This window comes from Brevibacillus sp. HD3.3A, from assembly GCF_013284375.2.
In the GTDB taxonomy this organism is placed as follows: Bacteria; Bacillota; Bacilli; order Brevibacillales; family Brevibacillaceae; genus Brevibacillus; species Brevibacillus parabrevis.
This window is the reverse complement of the sequence record NZ_CP085874.1, coordinates 1,623,284-1,647,382: the sequence shown is the minus strand read 5'-3', so window position 1 is coordinate 1,647,382 and position 24,099 is coordinate 1,623,284. Positions and strand designations below refer to the sequence as shown.

The following is a 24,099-nucleotide window of genomic DNA, read 5'->3' as shown; positions in this document are numbered from 1 at the left end:
CGTCTAAAAAAATTTTATAGAATCTATGCGGTAAATAGCAACAAGTTTTTGTATATTTTGGAAAAGTTTCATTTTCAGCCATATTTAGCTTGGCCATCCAAAAAGCGCCGACCGACTGGCCGACGCTTGATAAATTACTGGCTGTTCGCCTGTTGCCGCTGATTTTTGGCAATCACAAGCGACAAGAGGAAGCAGCCAATCGCGATAACGAGTGTTCCGGTAAAGACGACGTGGACCCCGGAAGAAAGCAAATCGCGGATCGACGCCAGCTGTTCCGCAGGGATGGAGCCTGTCTCGAAGGATGCGCCGAGATTCGCGTGGCCTCCCGCTACCGTGACCATGTTGAATAGCATCCCGAAGACTGCCGCCCCGAAGGTTTGGCTGAAGGTTCCTGTGAACGTGTTCAATGCGACAGCCGTTCCCCGTTTGTCGACAGCGACCGACGCCTGAATTTTGACCATGACGATCGGGCTGATCAGCCCCATGCCAAGCCCCACCAAGCCTACGGCGACATAAATCAAGTAACTTGCCGAATGGGAAGACAGAATCGTTAAAAGCGTCGTGGCAACGGTCAATATGGCCGTCCCTCCGATAATCAACTGCTCTGCCCGCAGCTTGCCCAAGAGATTGCCGGACAAAATCGAGCCGATCGTCCAACAGACGGGCATCGGAGTCAGGACAAAGCCTGCCATCGTCGCGCTTTCCCCCAGTACGCCCTGGCTCCAGATCGGCAAGTACACGACCATGCTGATCACAATTCCGTTGGTCAAAAACGTCAGCATGTTGATCAGCGTCACGTTGCGATTCGTCAAAAGGGTGAGCGGAATCAGCGGCTCAGGCGAGCGCTTTTCTACCGTAACGAAAACCAGGTAGGTCACGAGTGCAAACACAATCAAAGAAATCGTCACCGGATTGGTCCAGGACTGATCCTGGCTGCCCGTCAACAGCGCGTACAACAAGGCAATCGTGCCCACGGTGAAGATCAGCGCTCCCGGGTAATCGATATGACGCTTCGCTTTTGCCAGCAGCTTTTCGCGGTAAAACCAGACCAGCATGAAAAAGGACAAAAGCCCGAACGGCAAATTGAGAAAAAAGATATAACGCCAGGAAAGCGTGTCGACCAAAAACCCGCCAACGAGCGGCCCTGCCACACCCGACAGGCCCCATACAGCGCTGATCCAGCCCTGGGCTTTCGCTCTCGCCGTCTGCTCGGTATACAAGTCGCCGATAATCGTCATCGTAATCGGCATGACCGCACCCGCGCCCAAGCCTTGAATCGCCCGGAACACGATAAGCTGGCCCATCGTCATGGCCACACCGCAAAGCGTGGAACCAAGCAAGAAAATACCGATCCCGATCAGCAACACATTTTTGCGTCCAAACAAGTCAGCGAGTTTGCCATAAATCGGGGCAGACACGGCAGTCGCCAGCATGTAGATGGCGTAAACCCAGCTGACCAGCTCAAATCCCGATAAATCACTTGTAATCCGCGGCACCGCTGTACTGACAATCGTCCCTTCCATGGCGGCCAGGAAGGTGGAAAGCATCAGTGCCACCATAATTTTTACTCTCATCTCGATCTCCTCTCTCTATCTACGCACGATCGCGATTCGCCAAAAAGCGTTGTCATAGTATATCACAAAACTTTGCTTACCTATGAAACAAAAACGCGTCTGCCACCTGTCCGCGCCGTTGTTGCAACGCGCGAAAGGATTGACAAGACTGGGGACTCGGGGAGCCGCCTTCGCTCCTGATCTTGTTACAGCCAGCTTTTGATCGCCTGAAACACTTCCTGGTAATAATGCACTTCATGGGGAACAAAATCACTCTGCTTGACCATCAGACTAGCGTCGTAGCGCTCCCCTGCCGCATCGGTCAAAAACCCTTTCGCTGCCACTTGCGAAAGCTGGTCTGCAAACAACGCCTCCAACTCCTGCACATTCACCCAGAGAAGTCCTGTCACTTCTTCCTTTTGCAAGCGATATTCGTGCAGCGGCTGATCGCACTCCATTGCAAATACGTGGCACAGCTCCTTGTCGATGATGCCTGGCGCCGTAATCACATCGCGAATGACGCCAATCTGGCGGAGCTTTTCATACGGCACGACAAGTCCAAGCTCTTCCTCCAATTCCCGCACTCCGTCACAGGGCCGCTCCCCTGCGAGCAAATGGCCTGCCGATGTTATATCAAGCAAATTCGGGCCCGTATCTTTTTCCGGATGCCTTTTCTGGAACAAAAGCTCCAGTTGTCCATTGTGCACCCGGTAAAGCCAGCAATGGAAAGTTTGGTGCCAATCCCCTTTTCGGTGCACCTCGCTGCGCGCTTCCACACCGATCTGCTGTCCTGATTCGTCAAAAATGTCAAAGCGTTCTTCCGTCATCCAACTCCACCTCATCTGCGTATCGGTTTCTCATTCTTTTCCACCTTACCAGTTAGGCGAAGTGTTGGCTACTCTGTTCGCCCGAAATATGCACTACCGCCACTCCGCCCCGTTTCGGCTTTGCTTTTGCGCTGTCCATGCTCGATCCAAAGCCTTGCCAGGCCGCTGGCGAGCAGCACTCCCGGTCATGTTGACAGCCTCGCTCCCTTCCTATAGACAAAGGGACAGCGCCTGGCGCCATCCCTTTGTCTCATCGTGTTGTCCTGGTGAAAGCTTATTGAATTGTGACTTCGTCCAGCATCAGGTAGCCTACCGGACTTAACCAGAAGCCTTTTACATCTTTGGCTGTTACCGATACGTGGTCGATGGTGCGGATCGGAATGACCGGAACTTCTTTCAGCTCGATCTCTTGCAGCTTGGCATAGATCGCGTTCCGCTTCGCTTCATCCTTTTCGCGGCGGCCTTCTTCAATCAGCTTGTCGACTTCCGGGTTGTTGTAAAAGGCAATGTTTCCGGCGCTGCCTTTGGAGGAGCTGTGGAAGACGTTGTACTGGTTGTAGTCGCCGTCGCCTGTGGCATTGCCCCAGCCGCCGATAAACATCGCATGCTCGCCTTTGTCTGTGTACTCCAGATATGCCCCGTACTCCATTACTTTGATTTCCACGTCGATGCCAATGCCCTTCAACTGGGACTGGATTACTTCCGCTACGTTCATGCGCTCTTTGCGGTCATCGGTCACAATCGATGTTTTGAAGCCGTTCGCGTACCCTGCCGCAGCAAGCAGCGACTTCGCTTCGTTCACATCGTACTTGTAGTCCTCAAGGTTCGGGTTGTAGCCGATCACTTTAGGAGACATCGAAGAGACTGCTTCTGTCCCTACGTTGTTGTACACGCCTTTGACAATCGCTTCTTTTTCAATCGCATGCGCGACAGCCTGGCGCACACGTACGTCGTCAAACGGTTTTTTCGTCACGTTGAAGCCGATGTATTCCACACCGAGACCTTCTGCGCGAACCATGTTCATGCTTGGCGTTGCTTGTGCGCGCTCCACCTCTGTTACAGGAAGCTGGTCGCCGATATGCGCTTCGCCTGCCTCGACCATCGCGATGCGGGTCGTGTCTTCCGGTACGACTTTATATTGGACTTTGTCCACTTTCGGCTTCTCGCCCCAGTAGTTTTCGTTTTTCGCCAGGGTCATTTCCTGACCTGGAATCCAGTCTTCAAATTTGAAAGGCCCGGTTCCTACCGGCTTTCTCGCCAATGTGTCAGCGCCTTCGGCAATCGCTTTTGCGCTGATAATGCTGCCTTCCGTGCTTGCGAGAATCGACAGCAGCGGCGCAAACGGGTAGTCCAAAATAAACTGAACCGTTTTGTCGTCGACTGCCTTGATTTCCTTGATCATCGCGAAGTTGGAAGCGCGCGGGGAACCTACTTTCGGATCGAGGGCACGTTCGAACGTCTTTTTCACGGCCTCGGCATTGAACGGTGTGCCGTCGTGGAAAGTAACGCCTTCGCGCAGCTTAAATTCCCAAGTCAGATCGTCAACCTGTCTCCACTCGGTAGCCAGCGCTGGCTTGTAGCCTGCGTTTTTGTCCCGTGCCACCAGACTCTCATATACTTTGCCGTAAATATAGTTGGCGGATGGAATGTTGGAAATGAAATGCGGATCGAGATTGTTTGCGTCTGCCTTGCGCGCCACGATCAAGGTTCCGCCTTCTTTTGCCGCCTCGGAAGCCGGTGCTCCATTTGCGTTTTGCTGCTCTGTACCTGCGCCACATCCCGTCAGTGCTACACCGACGGTCAGCGACAGCGCGAGCAGCGATCCAAACAAGCGTGTTTTCTTCATCTGCGTGTCCCCCTGTACAATGCTGTCGAAAATTCTGAATCTATTTCTTATTTGCATTATACGGTAGACTTTCTGCGCAGCCTTTCAGCATCTTTACTTCTATTTATAATATTTTTACTTTTATTTAATTTTATCTGATTCAGCTTCCGGAAAGGGACTGCGTGAAAAAACCGCTCATCCCCTGTGAACGGATAAGCGGTTTTCTCCAATAAAAAGCAGATGGCTACTGCTTTTGCCAGACGATTTTTCCCGCGTACACGACCGCTTCCTTCGCAGCTTGACGTGCGACAGCTTCAGCCGAGCAACTGGCCCGGACAAACACAGCATCGGCAGCGTCACCGGGCTTTGGCCAGGCGCGATTCCCTGCCTCGTCAAGCGGGGTGATGCCGCCAGTGACCAAGCCGAGCGTGCGGGCAAGCGATTTCTCGTCAATGAGCCGGAAGCGCTCCGCTACGCGATTCGCTTTTTGCAGCATATCTCCTGTGCCGAACGGGTCCCAATGATCGGTAATGTTATCGTTGCCAAGTCCGATCTGCACCCCTTTTGCCCGGAGCAGCGGAATCGGGATCGTCGGCATGTCGATCGGCACCGCGGACATGATCGCGATGTTCAGTTCCGTGCACAATTCCGCGATCTCTTCTGCCAAAGCCGTCGGCACCTCTCCCAGCGCATAGGCGTGGCTGACGGTCGTCCGGCCTTGCCAGCCAGCATCGCGCACCATCGCAGCGAGTCGCTTCATGATGAAAATGCCCAAATGCCCCGGCTCGTGCAAATGCAGGTCGATGTCCGCATTGGCTTCTACCGCAATATCCATCATTGTGTGCAGCGATTTTTCGATATCTTCATCAAAAGAAGCTGGATCGACACCCCCGACGAGTCCCGCCCCATGCTTCATCGCCTCGCGGACGAGCGCTACGGAATCACTGCGCAGCAATCCATGCTGAGGGAAAGCGACAATTTCCCAGGAAAGTTTTTCCCGGTAAGTTTCCAGAGCAGCGAGTGTGGCCTCCAAGTTTTGCAAACCGATGACCGGATCGATATTGCAATGCGTTCGGACGTGTGTCGCACCGTGCGATTGCAGCAGGTGCAGCAAGCCTTCTGCACGCTGTTTGGCTACCGGAAGCTGGCGCGGCAGCAGTTCCTGCTCTTGTTGAATCCGGAAAAAGCGGTTGGGAGCAGGAATGACTGCCTGCCAGGGACCTCCGTAAAACGTTTTATCCAGATGGATATGCATCTCCCGAAAAGACGGCAGCATGAGCAGCCCGTCTGCGTCCCAGTAAGAGGCAGCTTGTGGGAGCGGAGTGCTGGCAGGGACGATTTTTTCCACGCGACCGTCCGCCAAAAGCAGATGGACACGCTCTGTCGCCGTCCCTGTTATCCTCCCGTTCTCCTCTTGAAACCCGCTTTCCAGACGTGCGTTTTTGATCCAGAGGCTGTCTTTCCCGCTCTCCATGTTCGCTCCCCCTTCTTACTCCATCGTAATATCGTTAATCATCATGTAACCGGATGGGCTGATCCAGAAGCCCTTGATTTTTTTGCTGACTGCTGCAACGTGTTCCAGATTGCGGATCGGAACCATCGGCGCTTCCTTGGACTCGATTTCCAGCGCCTGGGCGTAAAGTTGCTTGCGCTTGGCGCTGTCCGGCTCGCGGCGCGCTTCTTCGATCAGCTTGTCCACTTCCTTGTTCACGTAAAAAGTCGTGTTGCCGCCCTTGCCGAGCGAGCTGGAATGGAACAGGTTGTACTGGTTGTAGTCGCCGTCGCCTGTCGCGTTGCCCCAACCGCTGATAAACATGTCTGTCTCGCCATTGTCTTCGGCATCGAGATACGCTCCGTACTCCAGCACTTTGACCTCTACTTCCACGCCGATGCCTTTCAACTGCGACTGAATGACTTCTGCGGCATTGATCCGCTCTTTGCGATCCCCGGTCCACAGCGTTGTCTTGAAGCCGTTGGCATAGCCCGCTTCCTTGAGCAGTGCCTTGGCCTTGTTCGGGTCGAACTCGTAGCCTTTCAGCGCCTCGCTATAGCCGAGAACTTTCGGGCTCATCGCAGAATTGGCTTTTGTTCCCACATTGTTAAAAACGCCTTGGATGATGGCATCTGTCTCGATCGCATAGTTGATCGCCTGGCGAACCCGGACATCGTCAAAAGGCTTTTTCTTCGTATTGAAGCCGATAAAATCGGTGCCCAGTCCTTCTGTGCGATACAGAGCCATTTGCGGCGACTGGCTGACGCGTTCGATCTCGGTTACAGGCAGCGGCTCCGCAATATGGGCTTCGCCTGTCTCAACCATGGCAATTCGCGTCGTATCTTCCGGAACGACCTTGAAGACGGCCTTTGCGTATTTTACCTTTTCACCCCAGTAGTTGTCATTGCGTGCGAGCACAATTTCCTGTCCCGGCGTCCACGCCTCGAACACGAACGGCCCTGTGCCTACCGGATGCTTGCTCAAATCTTTTCCGTATTGCTCGATCGCTTTCGGGCTGATAATGCTCCCTTCATGGTTGGCCAAAATGGACAACAGCGGCGAGTACGGGTAAGTCAGCTTGATTTGCACAGTGTAGTCGTCTACGGCTTTCACTTCCTGGATCATTTGGAACTGGGTGGCGCGCGGAGAGCCGACTTTCGGGTCGAGGACGCGAGCAAACGTCGCTTTGACCGCTTCTGCGTTAAACGGTGTTCCGTCGTGGAAAACAACGCCCTGGCGCAGCTTGAACTCCCACGTCACTTCGTCCAGCTGCTTCCACTCGGTTGCGAGCATCGGCTTGAACTCCATATTTTCGTCACGGCGAATCAATCCTTCGTACACTTTGTGCTGGACGACGCTCGCCGCGTTGATCGCGGAAATAAAGTGCGGGTCCAAGTTGTTGGCATCCGATTGTCTGGCAATAATCAGCGTCTGTGTTCCATCAGCCGCTTCGCTTTTGGCTGGATTGTCCGCAGCCCCCTGCTCCGGTTGTGCCGAACACCCTGCAAGCACCAGTCCAACGCCGAGCACGCCCGACATCAGAATGCTCCATCCTTTGCGTCTTTTCATAAAATCGCCCCCGTTTTTTCTTTTCTGTCTCTTGTTTTGAAAGTAGAGCAGCATAGCTGATCCCTTCAAGGAACTCGGCTATGCTGCGATTCATTGCTCTTGGAAGCTTGCGGTTACGGCAAGGTGATTTCGTCGATTTCGATGTGACCAGCCGGGCTGATCCAGACGCCCTCTACCCCTTTTTCAATCGCTGCCAAGTTTTCTGCGAAGCGGTAAGGCACGACTGCTACTTCATCCATTTCGAGCTGTTGCGCTTTTTCGTAAATTTGTTTGCGTTTTTCTTCGTCTTTCTCTTTGCGTCCTTCTTCGATCAGCTTGTCTACTTCCGGATTGCTGTAGAAGGAGTGGTTGCCTGGCGCGCCGTGAGACTTCGTGTGGAACAAGTTGTACTGATTGTAGTCAGCATCGCCTGTCGCGTTGCCCCAGCCGCTGATGAACAAGTCTGTTTCGCCTTTGCTCGCTGCGTCGATATAGGCGCCAAACTCCAGCACTTTGACTTCCAGATCGACATTGATTTGTTTCAGTTGTTGTTGCAATACTTCCGCTACGTTGACCCGCGCCTTGTTGTCATTGAGGTAGACGGTTGCCTTGAAGCCGTTGGCATAGCCTGCGTCCGCCAGCAATTTTTTCGCTTTCTCGATGTCGTAGCCAAGGTCTTTTACGTTCGCGCTGTAGCCGACCATCGTAGGAGAGATCGAGGAATGAGCGACCGTTCCCACATCGTTGTACACCCCTTGAATGATCGTCGGCTTGTCGATCGCAAGCGCAATCGCTTGACGGACGCGCACATCGTCAAACGGCTTTTTCTTGTTGTTGATGCCGATATGCTCGCTGGAGAAGGACGCATAGCGGCCGAGTGTCATGTTTGCCGAGTTTTTCACGCGGTCTACTTCTGTTACAGGAAGTTGTTCAGCCACTTGTGCTTCGCCTGTCTCGACCATAGCCAGTCGGGTTGTGTCCTCAGGTACTGTTTTGAAGACAACCTTGTCCAGCTTCGGCTTGTCTCCCCAGTAGTTGTCGTTTTTCACCAGCACAACTTCTTGTCCTGGCGTCCACGATTCAAACTTGTACGGCCCTGTTCCGGTTGGATGCTTGGTCAAGTCTTTGCCGTACTGCTCGATCGCTTTTGGCGACAGGATGCCGCCTTCTGCGCTGGCGAGAACGGACAACAGCGGAGCGTACGGGTAGTTGAGGATAAATTGCACCGTGTTGTCATCCACGACTTTTACTTCCTTGATCGCTTCGAACAGGTTGGCGCGGTTCGAGCCGACTGCCGGGTCCTGGACGCGGGCGATCGTCTTTTGCACCGCTTCTGCATTGAATGGGGTGCCGTCGTGGAAAGTTATGCCTGTGCGCAGTTTAAACTCCCACGTCACATCGTCCACTTGCTTCCATTCGCTTGCCAGCGAACCGACGTATTTGCTTTCTTTGTCCATGCGGACCAGACCCTCGTATACTTTGTGATGAATGATAGCTGCCGAATTAATTTGCGTAAGAAAGTGCGGGTCCAGATTGTTTGCGTCCGACAACCGGGCGATGACCAGTGTGCCACCTGCTTTGCCCGTGCCAGGCGCTGCTGTTTGCCCGGACGTATTGGCGTTCGTCCCCGCTTCTGGCGCTGGCGCCTGCGAGCAGCCGGCCAGCGCTGCCGATACGGCAACAGTCATGGCGATCAGCGTCTGGAAAAAGCGCGTCTTTTTCATGTAGTGTTTCCCCCTCTTTTGTTTGCGCCGGATGTGCTATAATTTTTTGACCATTCGCGCATGTCTCATTTTACCTACTATTCAGGCATTATTTTTTCACTCTCTTTACTACGATTTTCACTTTCTTTACTCTTTTTTTGCCTTTTCCACATATTAGGATAGCAAAAGAAAAAGCCCCTCCCAGCAATTGGGAGAGACTTTTGGGAGAGACTTTTGGCACAGCCTATTGAATCGTCACATCGCTGACCTCGATGTAGCCGGAAGGGCTGATGTAGACGCCCTGCACATTTTTCGCGATAGCTGCCAGGTTTTCAGAGCTGCGATACGGGAGCAGCGGCACTTCGTCCATCTCGATCTGTTGCGCCTCTGCGTAGATTTGCTTGCGTTTCTCCGGGTCTTTTTCCTTGCGTGCTGCTTCGATCAACGCGTCGACTTTTGGATTGCTGTAGAAGGAATGGTTGCCTGGCACTCCCGCAGACGTGCTGTGGAACAAGTTGTACTGGTTGTAGTCGCCGTCGCCTGTGGCATTGCCCCAGCCGCTGATGAACATCTGGGCTTCGCCTTTTGCCGCCAGCTCCAAATACGCCCCGAACTCCATCACCTGGATTTGCAGGTCAATGCCGATTCCTTTCAGCTGCGATTGCAACACCTCTGCCACGTTGATGCGCGCTTTGTTGTCATTCAAGTACACGGTCGCCTTGAGTCCGTTGCCGTATCCAGCTTCTGTGAGCAATTGCTTGGCTTTGTTCAAATCGTACTCAGGCGTCTTGATGTTCGGACTATAGCCGATTACTTTTGGACCGAGCGAAGAGATCGCGACTTTGCCGACGTTATTGTAGACGCCTTGAATAATCGCTTCCTTGTCAATCGCATGCGCAATCGCCTGGCGGACGCGGACATCGTCAAACGGCTTCATTTTGACATTCATCCCGATATGATCCACGGCAAAAGACTCGAAGCGCCCCAGCGACATATTCGCGGAGTTTTGCACCCGCTCCAGCTCCGTGACGGGCAACTGCTCGGCAACGTGCGCTTCGCCTGTCTCCACCATCGCGACACGCGTCGTGTCCTCCGGAACCGTCTTGAACACGACTTTGTCCACTTTTGGCTTCGTGCCCCAGTAGTTTTCATTTTTGACGATGACGATTTCCTGACCGGGCGTCCACGACTCAAAGACGAACGGGCCTGTCCCTACCGGGTGCTTGGCCAGGTCTTTGCCGTACTGCTCAATCGCCTTCGGGCTGATGATGCCGCCCTCGGCGCTGGCGAGGACAGAAAGCAATCCCGCGAATGGATAATGCAAAATGATCTCCACTTTTTTCGGATCAATCACTTTGACTTCCTTGATCATCCCGAACATGTTTGCCTTGGGAGTCGGCTGGTTTTTGTCCAAAATGCGATTGATCGTCTTCTTCACAGCTTCCGCATCAAACGCGGTTCCGTCGTGGAACGTCACGCCGTCCCGCAAAGTAAATTCCCATGTCACATCGTCTTTCTGCTTCCATTCTGTCGCCAGAAGCGGCTTGTACTCGCTGTTGCGGTCCATCATCACCAGACCTTCGTACATTTTGTGCTGCACGACTGCCATGGAGTTGATTTGCGTACTGAAATGCGGGTCGAGGTTGTTCGCGTCAGACAGCCGGGCGATAATCAACGTACCGCCGCCAGACGCAGCAGGGGTGGATGGCGCAGGACTGCCGGTTGCTTGTCCGGAGTTGGAGCCGGTCGAAGCCGGTTGCGATTGCGAGGTGCCGGAACAGCCTGTCAAAACGGTCGCAAACGCGACAGACAAAGCAAGAATGGAACGTACGATGCGCGTTTTCTTCAATGAAAATGCCCCCTTTGTCTCGTTGGTAAAAAGAAAAATAATGACATAACAAAATATTACTAATTTTCTTACTATTAATCTTTGCACGATCTTTACTTTCTTTTTCACTATCTTTACCTTGTTGTTTTTGAATGTTAAAAAAATCTCTACAAGGCGAGTGCCTACATTTTCCACGGTGAATTTGCCGTGCATGGCGAATCTTATCAATGGGCGGAAGATCATTCGAGTGCCGCCGTCAGATGAACGGCATCAGAAGGAGGACAGGCATGGGGATTTTTGGTGACAATTCCAAACAAGAGCCGCTGCATTATGGCGAAGTGTTTGGCGTCTGGGTTTATTTGGCGACGACAAAAGCTCTGCTCGCTGGTTATCAGACAGCGATGAATCATGCTGGCGATACGGATTTGAAGGACTTTCTCGAAGATATCATGCAAACGATGAAAAAGGAAATTGACCAGTTGGAGGATGTACTTAAAATAAACGGCGTCGCCTTGCCGCCTTCCCCTCCCGATCGGCCACTGGCTGATCGGAGCAGCATTCCGGTCGGAGCCAGGCTCAACGACTCCGAGATTGCCCTGGGAATTGCCCGGGATATTGACGGAGGCTTGCTGACATGCAGCCAGGTCATGAGCCAGTCGCTGCGCGAGGATATCGGCTTGATGTTTGCCGAGTTCCACTTTGCGAAAGCGCACTCCGGTTTTCGTCTGCAACGCATCCTCAAGGAAAAGGGCTGGCTGATTTCCCCACCCCTGCACATGCACGCGCCAGAGCTTGCGCACGTCTAGCCTGTTGTTGTGAATAAGCACTGTCACTGGGTGGGCAGTGCTTATTTGCACGTTCGGTCATTTTTGATTACATTGAGGGAAGCAACTTGGCAAATCTCGCTGGCGTAGCGCCATAAAAAAGCATGCCCCCGCTCGTCGAGACGAGGAAGGCATGCTTTGCAGCTTGTCGCATTGTCGTTATGAAATTACTCGCTGACTTCTACAGACCAGCCGAACTTGTCTTCTTTTTCGCCATACTGGATTCCGGTCATTGTTTCGTACAGTTTGGTGGTCAACGGGCCTGTTTTTTCGCCGTTGAGAATCATTTGGTGGCCGTTCCAGTTCAGGTCGCCGACTGGCGAGATGACCGCTGCCGTGCCTGTTCCAAACGCTTCTTCCAGTTGCCCTTTTGTGTACGCCTCGTACAATTCTTCGACGGAAATCCGCTTTTCTACTACCGGGATGCCCCAGTCTTTCAGCAGGTGGATCGTCGAATCACGGGTGATTCCCTCCAAAATGCTGCCGTTCAAAGCAGGGGTCCACACTTCTTCGCCCACTTTGAAAAATACGTTCATGCTGCCGACTTCTTCAATGTATTTATTTTCTACGCCATCCAGCCAAAGCACTTGCTCGTAGCCTTTTTCCTTGGCTTCCGCCTGTGCTTTCAGAGCGCCTGCGTAGTTCCCCGCTACTTTGGCATTGCCTGTACCGCCGCGGACAGCGCGAACGTATTTGTTTTCTACGTAAATTTTCACTGGCTCCATACCATTTGCATAGTAAGCGCCAACCGGAGACAGAACGATGATCAGCTTGTACGTGTGCGATGGACGCACGCCGAAACATGGCTCCGTAGCGATCACAAATGGACGGATGTACAGCGACATGCCGCTCTCTGCCGGAATCCATTCTTTTTCAAGCGCTACCAGCTGTTTCAGCGCATCGACCATAAATTCCCCGTCCACTTGCGGCATGCTCATCCGCTCCAGGGACCGATTCATCCGCTTGAAGTTTTGCTCCGGACGGAACAGAAGCACCTTGCCTGCTTTGTTGCGGTATGCTTTCATTCCTTCAAAAATCGCTTGTCCGTAGTGGAGTACCATCGCAGCCGGATCGAGCGTCAGCGGAGCGTGCGGAACGATTTGCGGATCGTGCCAGCCTTTTCCTTCCGTGTAATCCATCGTGAACATATGGTCGGTAAAATGCACGCCGAACCCCAGCTTGTCGAGTGCTGGCTTCTCTTTTTTCTGCTCTGTTCGGACAATCGTTAGCTGACACTCCATCTTCTACATCTCCCTTGATTATTAAAATCCTGCATTTCTGAAATAAGCTTTATATATTTAAAATATCAACTATTTCGAATGATTGCCAGCTTAACTTTCCTTTTGCCAGAAACGGCTAACAGGAAAGTTACTCTATCATCGGGGAAAGTGCAGCATAAACCTCTTCCATCTCCGCTTCCGTTCCGACTGTGATGCGCAGCATGTCCGCAAGGCGCGGCAGTTGATCATAGCGCACGTAAATTCCTTGCTCCATCAGCTTTTCATACAGCTCGCGCGCAGACTGTCCTTCTGCCTTCGCTGGCGGCTGGCACAAAATGAAATTCGTCTGCGCTGGGACGACGCTGAAACCGAGCGATTCAAGCTGCTTGGAAAAAACCGCCCGCGTCCGCTTGATCCTGCCTGTCGTCTCTTGCATATAGCTTTGATCGCGCAACGCCGCAAGCGCGAGATGGCGTGCGATCGCAGATTCAGGCGGAACGCTTTTGTTCCCGCCGAGGGCATCGCGCCTTCCACATAGCCGGGCATCTTTTCGATATGAGGCAAAATCATCGTCATTGCTTCTCTCCTCCATGTCGCGTGCGACTTTCTCATCCCTGCTTCCGATTCGCTTTGCAAAGATGTTATGATGTAGAATATCCTTAATTTTACAAAGAAGAAATATCCAGTTTTCTGCTTTTTCCAGTGCCAGGAACGAAAGGAATGGAAGTCGACATGCTCCACCGGACGCGTCGTGTACGTCGGAACGTTTTCCAGAGTGTTGTGCCCCTCTATTCGGCTCAGCTATCTCGTTCTGCCTCCCGCACTGCTCGACCGCTTCCTGACGAAAAGCAACAGCTACGATCAGTACGCTTCGCCCATTTTCCAGAAAACGTTGTACCTGTTCATGGAGTCGGGTGATTTTCATCGGCATGTGCGAGCGAACAGCGAAGTGATTGACTATTCCCAAAAAAGGCAGTATTCATCGGCGCAAGAAAAATGGACTGCATTTTGCAAAACAGCGCTCTGGTTGTGCTCACGCATCCCATCAAAGATTGGACTTTTACATGGAACGAAAAGAAGGTAGTAAAGTGGGGTGATTTTTATCATGAATGAATATATTATCATCGCGATCCCGCTTTTGCTGGGAATCGTCGGCTTCGTTTGCCTGCTCCTCGGTTTGTTTGGTTACCATCCGAAAAAAATTCGCATACACCTCACCATTTCCGGGATTTGCTTTTTCTTGCTGTTCGCCTATCTCATCATCGGGTATATTTACTTGGCTCCGCCATCGTTGTTGCTGAACTTGTTTTGATTACCCGTGGGCAAAACGCAAATGATCCATTATCGCTGAGGAGGTTTCGTGCCTATGAGTAGAAAAGTCGCCATCGTCACAGGAGCAAGTCGGCTGAACGGTATTGGTGCTGCCATATGCAGAGCGTTGGCTGCACAAGGGATTGATCTGTTTTTCACGTATTGGACAGCGTACGACAAGACAATGGACTGGGGGATACAAGACGATGAGCCAGCGCAACTGCGCGAACAGTTGACCCGCTATGGAGTACAGTGCGCGTGCAGCGAAATCGATTTGTCCAAGCCTGACTCGTGGTCGCATGTCCTCGATGAAGCCAGCTCGCAGGTTGGCGCTCCCTGTATTCTCGTCAACAACGCTTGCCATTCCACTTCCGACAATTATCAGTCGCTTTCGGCTGCCAGTCTGGACGCTCATTATGCGCTCAACGTTCGCGCGCCGATCATGCTCAGCGCCGAATTTGCCCGTCGATTCTCCCAGCCTGGCAACGGCCGGATTATTCACCTGACTTCCGGGCAATCGAAAGGTCCCATGCCTGGCGAAATCGCCTATGCCGCGACAAAAGGGGCGCTGGATGCGTTCACGATTACTTTTGCCGCAGAAGTCGCTCCGCTCGGAATTACCGTCAACGCAGTCAATCCCGGCCCTACAGATACCGGATGGATGTCAAAAGAGCTGGTGCCGTTCCTCTTGGAGCGCAGCCCCATGGGCAGGATCGGCCAACCGGAAGATGCGGCACGTCTGGTCGCTTTTTTGGCAAGCGAGGAAGCGGGATGGATTACCGGACAAATCATTCATTCGGAAGGAGGATTTTTGCGTTGAGCTGCCACTGTTGCGTGTGTTGCGCGCAAAATAAAAGCACAATCCGCTATACAACAGCAGATTGTGCTTTTTGGATTGGCTTTTAGTGCAGAGCGTTACGGTTTGTTGACGATGCGAAACGACGGCGTGAACAGTTCCTTTTCGCCAAGCTGTTGATAGTCTCTCTCCACATAGCCGAGGCGCATTTTGTCAAAATAGCGTTGGCCGCGCTCCTTGATTTCCGCAAGATCAACGCCTGGCAGCACGCGGTCTTTCATTACGGTGCGTCCTGCGATGATCGACAGCTTCACATCGCGCCCGGAGCCGCACATGATCAGGGTGCGAATCGGATCGTCAACGGTTCCCATGTGGAATCCGTCCAGGTCGATCGCGATGATGTCGGCTTGCGCTCCCGGAGCGAGTCTGCCGAGATCGTCCCTTCCGAGGAAGCGGGCGCCGCCCAGTGTTGCCGCGCGGAAAATATCCGCGTAGCTGGAGTCTGCCACATCGCGCTCCTGCAAGCGGGAAAGCATGCTGGCCGTGCGAATGTTTTGGATGAAGTCTGGCGGGAACGTGTCCGTCCCGATCGCGATATTAATGCCGCGACGCTTGTAGCGGGCAAAAGATTCCAGCGCGGAGCCGTGGCGTCCGATGACGAGCGGGCAATGAATGACCGTTGTTCCCGTTTCTTGCAGGATAGCCAGATCGTCGCCTTCCCCGATCGTCGCTTCGCTGTAGCCAGGGATGAAATGCGCGTGTGGAATCGCCGTCCTTTTGCCCAGGAACCCGATTTCGTTGAGGTACTGGATGGGCGACATGCCATGGCGACGATGAATTTCCGTGTACTCGTAGCTTCCTTGCGCCGCATGCAGGCGGATCGGGCAACCCAGCTCATCGCTGTAGCGTTTCGTCAGAACCAGATTTTCCGGCGTTTGCGTCTCGATCCGCTCCGGCGCGAGCATGCCGCGGATCAGGCCGTTGTGGGCGCCGTCAAAGTCTTTGACGAACTGGACAGCCCGCTCAAGCCCTGCCCGTCCTTCCGCTTCGTTCCACAGCACCTCAATCTCGCCATTTGCCTTGACGACGCGCATTCCCGACTGGTAGCTCGGTCCCATGTACATGCGCAGTCCCAGACGTCCTGCATGCTCCGCTGCCGCTGCCAGTTCCTCGTACGTCTCTGCCCAGCGCTTGTAAAAGACAGAGGTGATCGGCATCGCCGTCGTCACGCCGTTCAAGATCAGTTGGCTGTAGGCGTACAGCGATTTGAACGCCTCTTCCTCCGGCGTCATGACCTCGTGGTAGCCTTTGTTGTAGTACGCTTCCGACCAGAGCAAATTTTTGTTTCGCTGCGCCGACACTTCCAGATGCACGATGTCGTGGTCAATATCGCCAAGCGCGTTCAGATCGATGAACCCCGGGCTGATCACGGCATTGCCCAAGTCGGTCACTTCGTCCACTTCTCCGTCATACGCATGTCCTACATACAAAATCGTCTCACCTTCGTAGACGACTTCCCCGTCTTTGATGATGATGTGGTCTTCTCCGTCGTACCCGATGACATATTTGGCTGTCAGTTTCTTTTTCATGCTGTTCCTCCCCCTTGCTTCCGTATTCGTGCTCACACTCTCCACTATCTATCTTTGTATCCTTTGCCAGTATAAGAAATATTCTGTCAAGTTTGTTTCAATTGCTTTACATGTATTTGCACAATCTTTACTACTTTTCAAAAAACGGCAAGAATTTCGCCAATAAGTAAAAATCATGCAAAAACTCGTAAAGAAGCTGCAAATCTTTATTCAAAATATTCCTTACAATTAATAGAGAGCAATGAAGCTAGGCTGGGCTTTTTTCAACGATCCTCTTACTATTTTTCATGCGAAAGGGCTGATTTTTTGTGAGTCAAGCATACTCATACTGGCTAACCAACGTTCGTCTCGATAGCGGATTTGAAACCGGAGAGGATGGGGTAGTCCACACACGCTCGGAGATTTGCCACCTGAAAATTCAGGACGGGGTGATTAACGAGATCATTTCCGCGACCAAGCCACTCGACACAACGCTTCCGCAGCAGGACGCCAACGGACTGCTTGCGCTCCCGTCGTTCGTGGAAAAGCACAACCATCTGGACAAAACGTATGCAGGCGCTACATGGAAGTCGTGTCTCCCTCCGAAAAAGCTGATTGATCGCCTAGAGTTCGAAGCGACAGAAATGCCGCTGATGACCGGAACCACGCAAAAGCGGGCCGAAGCGATGTTGCAGCTTTTGCTGAACGGCGGCGCCACACATGTACGGACGCACGTCAATATTGACCCGTACATCGGCCTGAAAAACTTGGAGGGCGTACGGGCCGCACTGGAAGCGTACAGCGACCGGATGACCTACGAGATTGTCGCTTTTCCGCAGCAAGGGCTGTTGCGCACACAAGCAAGCTCCTTGATGAGACAGGCGATGAAAGAAGGCGCTACGCTCGTCGGCGGATTGGACCCTGCCGGAATCGATAACGAGCTGGAAGGTTCGCTGCGGGAGATGATGGACATTGCCGTGGAAGCTGACGCCGATGTCGATATCCACCTGCACGATCCGGGCACGCTCGGCTTTTATACGATCAAGCGCATTCTCGACCTGACAGAAGAAGCAGGCTGGCAAAACCGGATGGCGATCAGCCACGCCTTTGCTCTCGGTGATGTATCTGTCGAGGAAAGTACAGAAATGGCGGAGCGTTTGTCCCGATTGGGCACGATGATCATGACGACCGTGCCGATCAACCGGGCGATGCCTCCCGTACCGATCCTGCACGAAAAAGGCGTGCGCGTAGCTCTTGGCTATGACGGTTTCTACGATTCGTGGTCGCCGTACGGAACGGGCGACATGCTGGAGAAGCTGAATCGCCTCGTGGAGCGCTATCGCTGGGTGGACGAGCGCTCGCTGGTGCAATCGCTCTTTTTCATCACAGGCGGCAAAACGACGCTCGACCGCGCTGGCAACCGCGCATGGCCCAAAGCTGGTGACGAAGCGAGCATCGTTTTTGCCGAAGCTTCCTGCTCCGCCGAAGCCATCGCCAGAAGATCGCGCCGGGCTGCTGTCATGTTCAAAGGGAAAGTCGTGCATGGGGCGTTGGAGAGACGAGGGGAAAACTAGTGCCAGACGCCATGTCTGGAAGGAGAACGCGGCCAAGGTGGGAGCTGGCAAGCATCCGTCTCCCCTGATTTCGTATCTGTTTTTCATTTGGCATGCCGCCCCTTTTCGTAGTGTATGTGGATACATCCGTAATCGGATGGCAGTTGTGACATTAAAGAAAGAAAAAAGAGGCAGCTTTCGCTACCTCCCCCCTTACACTATTGCTTTTCCCACTTATCGTTTTCCAGTACAAATTCCGTAACCGTGCTTTCCCCGTCTGCTGATTGCTTCAGTACATACAAACTTTCACGGGATTCATGGAGGTAGATTTGTGGGCGTATATCACCAATCGAAATCTTAGTCACGGCGTTGACCTCTTTAAAGAGGTCTTTGTCCAAATTGAAAACTACCTCTTTGTCGACTACAGTGTATTCTGACAAGTCTATTCCAGTATCGTCAGCAATTTCATTGGCGCTTTGTACGAGTAGATTCTCGTATTCTTTGGCTTCATGTGGATCTTCCTTAACGAGTGTCCAATCAATCGGATTATACACGACCGTATCCGAGGACATTTTGAAGTCACTTATTGGTCCAGCGCCTAAACTTTCAGTATGCTCGCTCTCAACCTTGTATCTAATTTTCGGCTCATGACTGGAAGTATAAGCACCTGACGTCCGAACTCTATCCTCTACTTCGTCTACGAGCACGACTCCTTTATACAAAGTATACACTTTAGCGTTCGCATTATTATTAAGCGTCTTAGCGGAAAACTTTACTTTGTAGCTACTTGTGGTTGAGCTACTGATGTCGACAGATGAAGTCGCAGACGTGATGTCGGCTGAAGCGCTATTCGCAAACAATAACAATGAGCCAAGACCAGCAATAGCGAATACAGATCTCTTTATCATTCTTATGCACCGCTTCCTATTTTTGGTAGATTCGGGCACTATCTTATATTACTTTTATTTATTTTTCAATATTTTTATATGTGAAATAAATAAAAAACAAGGAAATTTTCCCTATCCGACGAAGAGGCAAGCCACCTCCCGACTGTTGAGTGTGTACAGTCGGGAGCTTTTTTCTTGTGCCACACGATACAACCAGGTCAAGGGCAGCAAGCCAAATCATCCGGTAAAGATTGACAACGGCAAAACCAACGTAATATTATATATTTACGTAAAAATGTAATTTTACGAAAGGTTGATGACGATGACAATGGCGGCGGAAATTTCACCGGGGGTTTACATGCTTTCGCTCGATTTTCACGGGAATATCGTTCACCCCATGCTTCTGCGCGAGGGAGAAATGAGCGTTTTGATAGACACAGGCTTTCCCGGGCAAATAGAAGATTTGCGCGCAGCCATGGACGCGGCAGGAGTGCCGATCGCCCAGCTGCAAGCCGTGATTTTGACGCATCAGGACATGGACCATATCGGCTGTCTGCCTGAGATTTTGCAGGAATGCGGTCCACATGTGAAAATTTACGCGCACGAGCTGGATCAGCCGTACATTCAAGGGGAGTTGCCGCTGTTAAAAGACAGCCACCTGGAACATCCCCCTAAAGGCAGAGTAGATCATACGGTAAGTGACGGTCAGGAGCTGCCTTTTTGCGGCGGGATTCGCGTCATTCATACGCCCGGACATACTCCCGGCCATATCAGCCTGTATGTAAAAAAGAGCAAGACGCTCATTGCCGGAGATTCGCTGTACAGTGTAGACGGGATGATCGGTGGCATTCATGCCCCGACGACACCAGATATGGACGCAGCCCGGCGCTCGCTGAAAAAGTATGCAGACCTCGACCTGGAAGCCGTCGTCTGCTATCACGGGGGAATGTGCAGGGAAAATGTCCGCGAGCAAATCGTGAAGCTTGGCCAGGCATGATCGCGCGCTGTCTGTCGTCTCAGGCGTTGATTTCATAGGAAGAACGGGCTGTTTCACGAACGCATTAGCAAACAAGCATGGCTCCATACGCCAAAAAAGAGGCAAAACCGCAAGCGGTCTGCCTCTTTTTTTCTGTGAAAACATCTCGACGTTTTTCGTGAAATGGGATGTGACCGCTTGCAGTCAACAAAACGGCCATGAATGTTTTGCTGCAAATGGTACGTAACGTTTCAAGTACCTGTCAGCTTACAGCGCCCCGGACACCACATTGCCACGGAACACGACAGCCTGGCGCTTCGCTCGGCGCGCCACCGCTTCTGCCGCAGAGGAAGCGTGCAACAACACCATGTCTGCTTCGTCTCCTACATTCGGCCATTGGCGGTTGCCCTCTTTGTCGAGCGGCGTTTTGCCGCCTGTGATAAAGCCCAGCGCCTGAGACAAGGAACGCTCATCCTGCATGCGGAAGCGCTCCGCCAATCGTCCTGCCTTTTCCAGACTGTCTCCCTGGCCGAACGGCGACCAGTGATCGGTAATGCTGTCGTCGCCGAGCATGACTTTGACGCCTTTGTCGCGCAGAAGCGGAATCGGAATAGTCGCCTTGTTGACAGGAACCGTAGAAGTGATCGAGATGCCGAGTGCGGCGAGCATCTCGGCTACGTCTCCCGCTTCCTCCAGGCTGACGTCAGCCAAAGCGATGGCGTGGCTGATCGTGACGCGGCCTTGCCAGCCTGCCTCTTCGGTCATTTTCGCCAGACGCTTGAACGTGAAAATGCCGAGATGGTCAGGATCGTGCAAGTGAACGTCGATCGGAGCATCCGCTTCTACCGCCAGTTCAAAAATCGTCGCCAGCGATTTCTCGATGTTTTGATCGACAGTCGCCGGATCGACGCCGCCGACGTAGGTCGCGCCCATTTTCAGCGCCTGGCGAATGTTCTCCACCTGATTGCTGCGCAAAAGCCCTTGTTGCGGGAAAGCAACGACCTCGCATTCCAACTTGCCGCTGAACGTTTCCATGGCAGCAAGTGTCGCCTCCAAGTTTTTCAGGCCGATATACGGATCGATGTTGCAATGGCTGCGAATTTTCGTCGAACCGGCGGACAAAAGCAGTTCCAGCATCTTTTCCGCGCGCTCCTGCGCCGTCGGCAACAGCTTGGGCATCAGTCGGCTCTCTTCTTCCAGACGTTCCAAAATGCTTTTGACCGGAGTGACCGCTTTCCACGGGCCGCCGTAGTACGTCTTGTCGATATGGATGTGCATGTCCTGAAACGACGGTACAGCCAACAAGCCGTTCGCATCTTTGACAGGCAGTCCGCTCGCCCCTGCCTCGTCGCCATAGGCGATTTGGGCAATCCGGCCGTCCTCGATCAAAAGGTGCGCCAGCTCTGTGTCAGTTGCGACAATTTTGCCATTTTCTGTCCGGTATCCACGCTCCAGGCGAACGTTCGTAATCCAATAGGCTGTAGACATGTATTCATAACATCCTTTCCAGATGGAATTTGTAAAAAACCGCTGTCACCGCGCAAGGCTTGCCGCCGACCGTTGGCTTCTTCGCCACATGTCGCGCCGCCTGTTGCCTGTTACCATTCGCCCGCTACCCTGTTGCCCTGAAACAGCACCACTCTGCGCTTCGCCCGCCTTGCCACCGCTTCTGCCGAAGAAGCGGCTTCCACTGCCATCAGGCTTGCCTCATCCCCTACCAGCGGCCACAGACGATTGCCCGCATCGTCCAGCGGAATGCGCCCCTCTGTCACGAAGCCGAGGGCCACTCCCAGCGACCGCTCATCCGTCAGGCGAAAACGTTCCGCGAGTCGGCCTGCTTTTTCCAGCAAATCTCCGCTTCCGAACGGCGTCCAGTTGTCTGTCAGGCTGTCGTTGCCGAGCATGACGGCGACGCCTGCTTTGTGCAACAGCGGAATCGGAATCGTCGGGCGGTTGATCGGAACCGTCGATGCGATCGAGATGCCGAGCGTTGCCAGCTGCTGCGCCACCTCTCTCGCCTCCTCCAGCGACACATCTCCCAGCCCGAGCGCGTGACTGATCGTGACACGCCCTTGCCACCCTGCCTCTTCCGTCATCGCTGCGATCCGCTTGATCGTGAAAAGTCCGAGGTGCCCAGGGTCGTGCAGATGCAAGTCGATGTCGGCATCCGCTTCCACAGCCAGCTCCATGATCGTTTGCAGCGAGCGTTCGATATCCTGGTCGACGCCGCCGGGATCGACGCCGCCCACATGCGTCGCTCCTTGGCGCAGCGCCTCTCGCACCGTCTCGCGTGCTTGCGTGCGCAGCATGCCGTAGTGCGGGAAGGCGACAATCTCATGCGACACTTTGTCTGTAAAAGTTTCGAAAGCCCGCAGCATGCCCTCCAAAAAGCCGAGGCCGACAGTCGGGTCGACGTGGCAATGCGTGCGCACGTGCGTAACGCCCGTTTCCACCAAAAGCGACAAAATGCTCTCCGCTCCCGCCTGTGCCTGCTGCAAGTACATCGGCAGCAACGTGCGATCCTCCGCGTGCCGTTCAAACAAGTTTTTCACCGGAGTCGTCGCTTTCCACGGCCCGCCGTAATACGTTTTTTCCAAGTGGATGTGCTTTTCCGCCATCGCAGGCAAAATCAGCAGACCCTTCGCATCCTTTTTTGGCACTCCGTCCTCCAAAATTTCGCTGGACGGAACGATTCGGGTGATTTTCCCGTTCTCGATAAGCAAATCGCACAGCTCGGTACGCGTTCCTGTGACAACTCCCTGATCCCACTCATACCCGCACTCCAGGCGAGCGTTAATTATCCAGTACGGAGATGCCTTCATCTGCGATCATCCCTTCGTTGTGGTCGCTTCTTCCACTTGTCCGGCGACCTGGCTTCCTTTGAAAAAGACCGCCTGGCGATCTGCCCGCCGCGCGATTGCTTCAGCCGAGCACGACGCTTCCACCAGAACGAGGCTCGCTTCTTCTCCGACAGCAGGCCACAGCTGCGTGCCATTCGCATCCAAAGTCGTTTTCCCGCCCGTAATGAAGCGAAGCGACTGGGACAAGGCCAGCTCGTCCAGCCAACGGTTGCGCTCCGCCAAGCGCCACAAGCGCTCCAGCACGTCGCCGTTGCCGTACGGCTGCCACGTATCAAAAATGTTGTCGCAGCCAAGCGCCACGTCCACTCCGTTTTGATGCAGCAATGACACAGGCGGGATCGCCCGGCTGAACGGAACGCTGGAAATAATCGTAATGCCCGCTTCCCGCAAGATCGTCGCCATCTCTTCTGCTTCCGGCACGGGAATGTCCCCGAGCGCAAAAGCGTGGCTGATCGCTACGCGGCCTTGCCATCCGGCATCTACCGTCATGGCTGCAAGCCTTTTCATCGTAAACGTTCCCAAATGTCCCGGGTCGTGCAAATGCAAATCAACCCCGGCGTTCGCCTCGACCGCCAGCTCCATCATCTGGTGCAGCGACTGTTCGAGATCGCCGTCTACCGTTGCTGGATCTACTCCGCCGACATGTGTCGCGCCCTGGCGCAGCGCCTCACGCAACAGCGGCTGCGCATCCGTCCGCAAAAGTCCGTGCTGCGGGAATGCCACGATCTCATGAGTTACCCGATTCGCATAAGTAGCCAGCGCTGCCTGCACCGATTCCAGATTGGAGATGCCCGCTTCCGGATAAATGTCGACGTGTGTGCGCACGTGTGTGGAACCGTAAGACAGCAGCACGGACAGCAGGTTTTCCGCCCGCTCCTGCGTAGTCGTCGGCAAGGCTGGCAATGCCCGCTTTTCAATCTCGCAGCGCTCGATAATGTTCGCTACCGGAATGACAGCCCGCCACGGCTCGCCCAAGAGTGTCTTGTCCAGATGCACATGTTTTTCAATGAAGGACGGCAACGCCAAAAGCCCTTTGGCGTCTTTTTGCGGCAAATCGTCCGCAAGCGTCTCCGTCGCCTGTGCAATACGTGCAAATTTTCCGTCTTTTATCAAGATGTGAAACAAGGATGCATCCGTTCCAGCGACGACTCCGTTTTCCCTGCGATAGCCCGTCTCCAAACGAACATTGGTCAGCCAATAGGCAGTGCCCATCCATCATCCATCCTCTCTGGGAAATGTGTATCTATGCCTTCCCTACCCATTATCTAGGAAGGGACGAGCGTTGATTTGCACAATCTTTACGTCTATTTTCACTATTTTTACGACT

The 24,099-nt window shown here is 53.3% G+C and carries 19 protein-coding genes; 5 read left to right on the top strand and 14 right to left on the bottom strand.

From position 1 onward, the window contains the following. Nucleotides 1-134: 134 nt before the first annotated feature. The 7 genes from HP435_RS08050 to HP435_RS08020 all read right to left on the bottom strand — a co-directional run bounded on the left by HP435_RS08050 (nucleotide 135) and on the right by HP435_RS08020 (nucleotide 10,797). Nucleotides 135-1,574: an MDR family MFS transporter gene (locus HP435_RS08050; RefSeq protein WP_173598358.1), complete on the bottom strand. Its 1,440-nt coding sequence runs from the start codon at nucleotides 1,572-1,574 to the stop codon at nucleotides 135-137. 185 nt (nucleotides 1,575-1,759) lie between these two features. After that, entirely contained in the window at nucleotides 1,760-2,380 is a 621-nt protein-coding gene (locus HP435_RS08045) for an NUDIX hydrolase (RefSeq protein WP_122963113.1), read from the bottom strand. Between the two features lie 274 nt (nucleotides 2,381-2,654). Beyond that, nucleotides 2,655-4,226: a glutathione ABC transporter substrate-binding protein gene (locus tag HP435_RS08040; protein WP_173598359.1), complete on the bottom strand. Its 1,572-nt coding sequence runs from the start codon at nucleotides 4,224-4,226 to the stop codon at nucleotides 2,655-2,657. Nucleotides 4,227-4,449: 223 nt separating this feature from the next. Then, nucleotides 4,450-5,679 (bottom strand): amidohydrolase, encoded by a 1,230-nt coding sequence (locus tag HP435_RS08035; protein ID WP_173598360.1) that lies wholly within the window; start codon nucleotides 5,677-5,679, stop codon nucleotides 4,450-4,452. Nucleotides 5,680-5,694: 15 nt separating this feature from the next. Beyond that, nucleotides 5,695-7,266: a glutathione ABC transporter substrate-binding protein gene (locus tag HP435_RS08030; protein WP_173598361.1), complete on the bottom strand. Its 1,572-nt coding sequence runs from the start codon at nucleotides 7,264-7,266 to the stop codon at nucleotides 5,695-5,697. 113 nt (nucleotides 7,267-7,379) lie between these two features. Then, nucleotides 7,380-8,969, bottom strand: coding sequence for a glutathione ABC transporter substrate-binding protein (locus HP435_RS08025; RefSeq protein WP_122963110.1), 1,590 nt, complete (start codon nucleotides 8,967-8,969; stop codon nucleotides 7,380-7,382). 223 nt (nucleotides 8,970-9,192) lie between these two features. Then, entirely contained in the window at nucleotides 9,193-10,797 is a 1,605-nt protein-coding gene (locus HP435_RS08020; protein WP_122963109.1) for a glutathione ABC transporter substrate-binding protein, read from the bottom strand. Between the two features lie 266 nt (nucleotides 10,798-11,063). Between HP435_RS08020 and HP435_RS08015 the strand changes: the two genes are divergently transcribed. Further along, complete coding sequence (locus HP435_RS08015) at nucleotides 11,064-11,582, top strand: DUF3231 family protein (protein WP_173598362.1); 519 nt, start codon at nucleotides 11,064-11,066, stop codon at nucleotides 11,580-11,582. A gap of 185 nt (nucleotides 11,583-11,767) precedes the next feature. Here the strand turns inward: HP435_RS08015 and HP435_RS08010 are convergent, their stop codons facing one another. Then, nucleotides 11,768-12,841: a branched-chain amino acid aminotransferase gene (locus HP435_RS08010; protein ID WP_122963107.1), complete on the bottom strand. Its 1,074-nt coding sequence runs from the start codon at nucleotides 12,839-12,841 to the stop codon at nucleotides 11,768-11,770. A 127-nt stretch (nucleotides 12,842-12,968) separates the two neighbouring features. Then, nucleotides 12,969-13,412: an aminotransferase class I/II-fold pyridoxal phosphate-dependent enzyme gene (locus HP435_RS08005; RefSeq protein ID WP_173598363.1), complete on the bottom strand. Its 444-nt coding sequence runs from the start codon at nucleotides 13,410-13,412 to the stop codon at nucleotides 12,969-12,971. Nucleotides 13,413-13,925: 513 nt separating this feature from the next. Here HP435_RS08005 and HP435_RS08000 point away from each other — a divergent pair. Then, nucleotides 13,926-14,132 carry a hypothetical protein gene (locus HP435_RS08000; protein ID WP_122963105.1) on the top strand — a complete coding sequence of 69 codons (207 nt, stop codon included), beginning with the start codon at nucleotides 13,926-13,928 and terminating at the stop codon, nucleotides 14,130-14,132. Between the two features lie 54 nt (nucleotides 14,133-14,186). Continuing rightward, nucleotides 14,187-14,951, top strand: a complete 765-nt coding sequence (locus tag HP435_RS07995; RefSeq protein ID WP_122963104.1) for an SDR family oxidoreductase — start codon at nucleotides 14,187-14,189, stop codon at nucleotides 14,949-14,951. 95 nt (nucleotides 14,952-15,046) lie between these two features. Here HP435_RS07995 and HP435_RS07990 read toward each other — a convergent pair whose 3' ends face one another. After that, complete coding sequence (locus tag HP435_RS07990; protein WP_173598364.1) at nucleotides 15,047-16,516, bottom strand: amidohydrolase family protein; 1,470 nt, start codon at nucleotides 16,514-16,516, stop codon at nucleotides 15,047-15,049. 308 nt (nucleotides 16,517-16,824) lie between these two features. Here HP435_RS07990 and HP435_RS07985 point away from each other — a divergent pair, with 308 nt between their 5' ends. Further along, on the top strand, nucleotides 16,825-18,069 hold the full coding sequence (locus tag HP435_RS07985; RefSeq protein ID WP_173598365.1) for an amidohydrolase family protein: 1,245 nt from the start codon (nucleotides 16,825-16,827) through the stop codon (nucleotides 18,067-18,069). Between the two features lie 197 nt (nucleotides 18,070-18,266). Here HP435_RS07985 and HP435_RS07980 read toward each other — a convergent pair whose 3' ends face one another. Then, entirely contained in the window at nucleotides 18,267-18,956 is a 690-nt protein-coding gene (locus HP435_RS07980) for a hypothetical protein (RefSeq protein ID WP_173598366.1), read from the bottom strand. Between the two features lie 301 nt (nucleotides 18,957-19,257). Between HP435_RS07980 and HP435_RS07975 the strand changes: the two genes are divergently transcribed. Continuing rightward, a complete protein-coding gene (locus HP435_RS07975) occupies nucleotides 19,258-19,932 on the top strand; it encodes an MBL fold metallo-hydrolase (RefSeq protein WP_229049853.1) in 675 nt (224 codons plus the stop codon). Between the two features lie 246 nt (nucleotides 19,933-20,178). Here the strand turns inward: HP435_RS07975 and HP435_RS07970 are convergent, their stop codons facing one another. From HP435_RS07970 to HP435_RS07960, 3 genes are all read right to left on the bottom strand, one after another. Further along, nucleotides 20,179-21,399 carry an amidohydrolase family protein gene (locus HP435_RS07970; protein ID WP_173598367.1) on the bottom strand — a complete coding sequence of 407 codons (1,221 nt, stop codon included), beginning with the start codon at nucleotides 21,397-21,399 and terminating at the stop codon, nucleotides 20,179-20,181. 110 nt (nucleotides 21,400-21,509) lie between these two features. Then, the gene (locus tag HP435_RS07965) at nucleotides 21,510-22,733 is read right to left on the bottom strand and encodes an amidohydrolase (RefSeq protein WP_173598368.1); all 1,224 of its coding nucleotides are present in this window, start codon (nucleotides 22,731-22,733) and stop codon (nucleotides 21,510-21,512) included. A 6-nt stretch (nucleotides 22,734-22,739) separates the two neighbouring features. Beyond that, nucleotides 22,740-23,984, bottom strand: a complete 1,245-nt coding sequence (locus tag HP435_RS07960; protein WP_173596192.1) for an amidohydrolase — start codon at nucleotides 23,982-23,984, stop codon at nucleotides 22,740-22,742. Between the last annotated feature and the right edge of the window lie 115 nt (nucleotides 23,985-24,099).

What these genes read in the sequence shown, in the direction of transcription:
- HP435_RS08050 (WP_173598358.1), bottom strand. Translation starts at nt 1,574, where the DNA reads ATGAGAGTAAAAATTATGGTGGCACTGATGCTTTCCACCTTCCTGGCC.
- HP435_RS08045 (WP_122963113.1), bottom strand. Translation starts at nt 2,380, where the DNA reads ATGACGGAAGAACGCTTTGACATTTTTGACGAATCAGGACAGCAGATC.
- HP435_RS08040 (WP_173598359.1), bottom strand. Translation starts at nt 4,226, where the DNA reads ATGAAGAAAACACGCTTGTTTGGATCGCTGCTCGCGCTGTCGCTGACC.
- HP435_RS08035 (WP_173598360.1), bottom strand. Translation starts at nt 5,679, where the DNA reads ATGGAGAGCGGGAAAGACAGCCTCTGGATCAAAAACGCACGTCTGGAA.
- HP435_RS08030 (WP_173598361.1), bottom strand. Translation starts at nt 7,266, where the DNA reads ATGAAAAGACGCAAAGGATGGAGCATTCTGATGTCGGGCGTGCTCGGC.
- HP435_RS08025 (WP_122963110.1), bottom strand. Translation starts at nt 8,969, where the DNA reads ATGAAAAAGACGCGCTTTTTCCAGACGCTGATCGCCATGACTGTTGCC.
- HP435_RS08015 (WP_173598362.1), top strand. Translation starts at nt 11,064, where the DNA reads ATGGGGATTTTTGGTGACAATTCCAAACAAGAGCCGCTGCATTATGGC.
- HP435_RS08010 (WP_122963107.1), bottom strand. Translation starts at nt 12,841, where the DNA reads ATGGAGTGTCAGCTAACGATTGTCCGAACAGAGCAGAAAAAAGAGAAG.
- HP435_RS08005 (WP_173598363.1), bottom strand. Translation starts at nt 13,412, where the DNA reads ATGGAGGAGAGAAGCAATGACGATGATTTTGCCTCATATCGAAAAGAT.
- HP435_RS08000 (WP_122963105.1), top strand. Translation starts at nt 13,926, where the DNA reads ATGAATGAATATATTATCATCGCGATCCCGCTTTTGCTGGGAATCGTC.
- HP435_RS07995 (WP_122963104.1), top strand. Translation starts at nt 14,187, where the DNA reads ATGAGTAGAAAAGTCGCCATCGTCACAGGAGCAAGTCGGCTGAACGGT.
- HP435_RS07990 (WP_173598364.1), bottom strand. Translation starts at nt 16,516, where the DNA reads ATGAAAAAGAAACTGACAGCCAAATATGTCATCGGGTACGACGGAGAA.
- HP435_RS07980 (WP_173598366.1), bottom strand. Translation starts at nt 18,956, where the DNA reads ATGATAAAGAGATCTGTATTCGCTATTGCTGGTCTTGGCTCATTGTTA.
- HP435_RS07975 (WP_229049853.1), top strand. Translation starts at nt 19,258, where the DNA reads ATGACAATGGCGGCGGAAATTTCACCGGGGGTTTACATGCTTTCGCTC.
- HP435_RS07970 (WP_173598367.1), bottom strand. Translation starts at nt 21,399, where the DNA reads ATGTCTACAGCCTATTGGATTACGAACGTTCGCCTGGAGCGTGGATAC.
- HP435_RS07965 (WP_173598368.1), bottom strand. Translation starts at nt 22,733, where the DNA reads ATGAAGGCATCTCCGTACTGGATAATTAACGCTCGCCTGGAGTGCGGG.
- HP435_RS07960 (WP_173596192.1), bottom strand. Translation starts at nt 23,984, where the DNA reads ATGGGCACTGCCTATTGGCTGACCAATGTTCGTTTGGAGACGGGCTAT.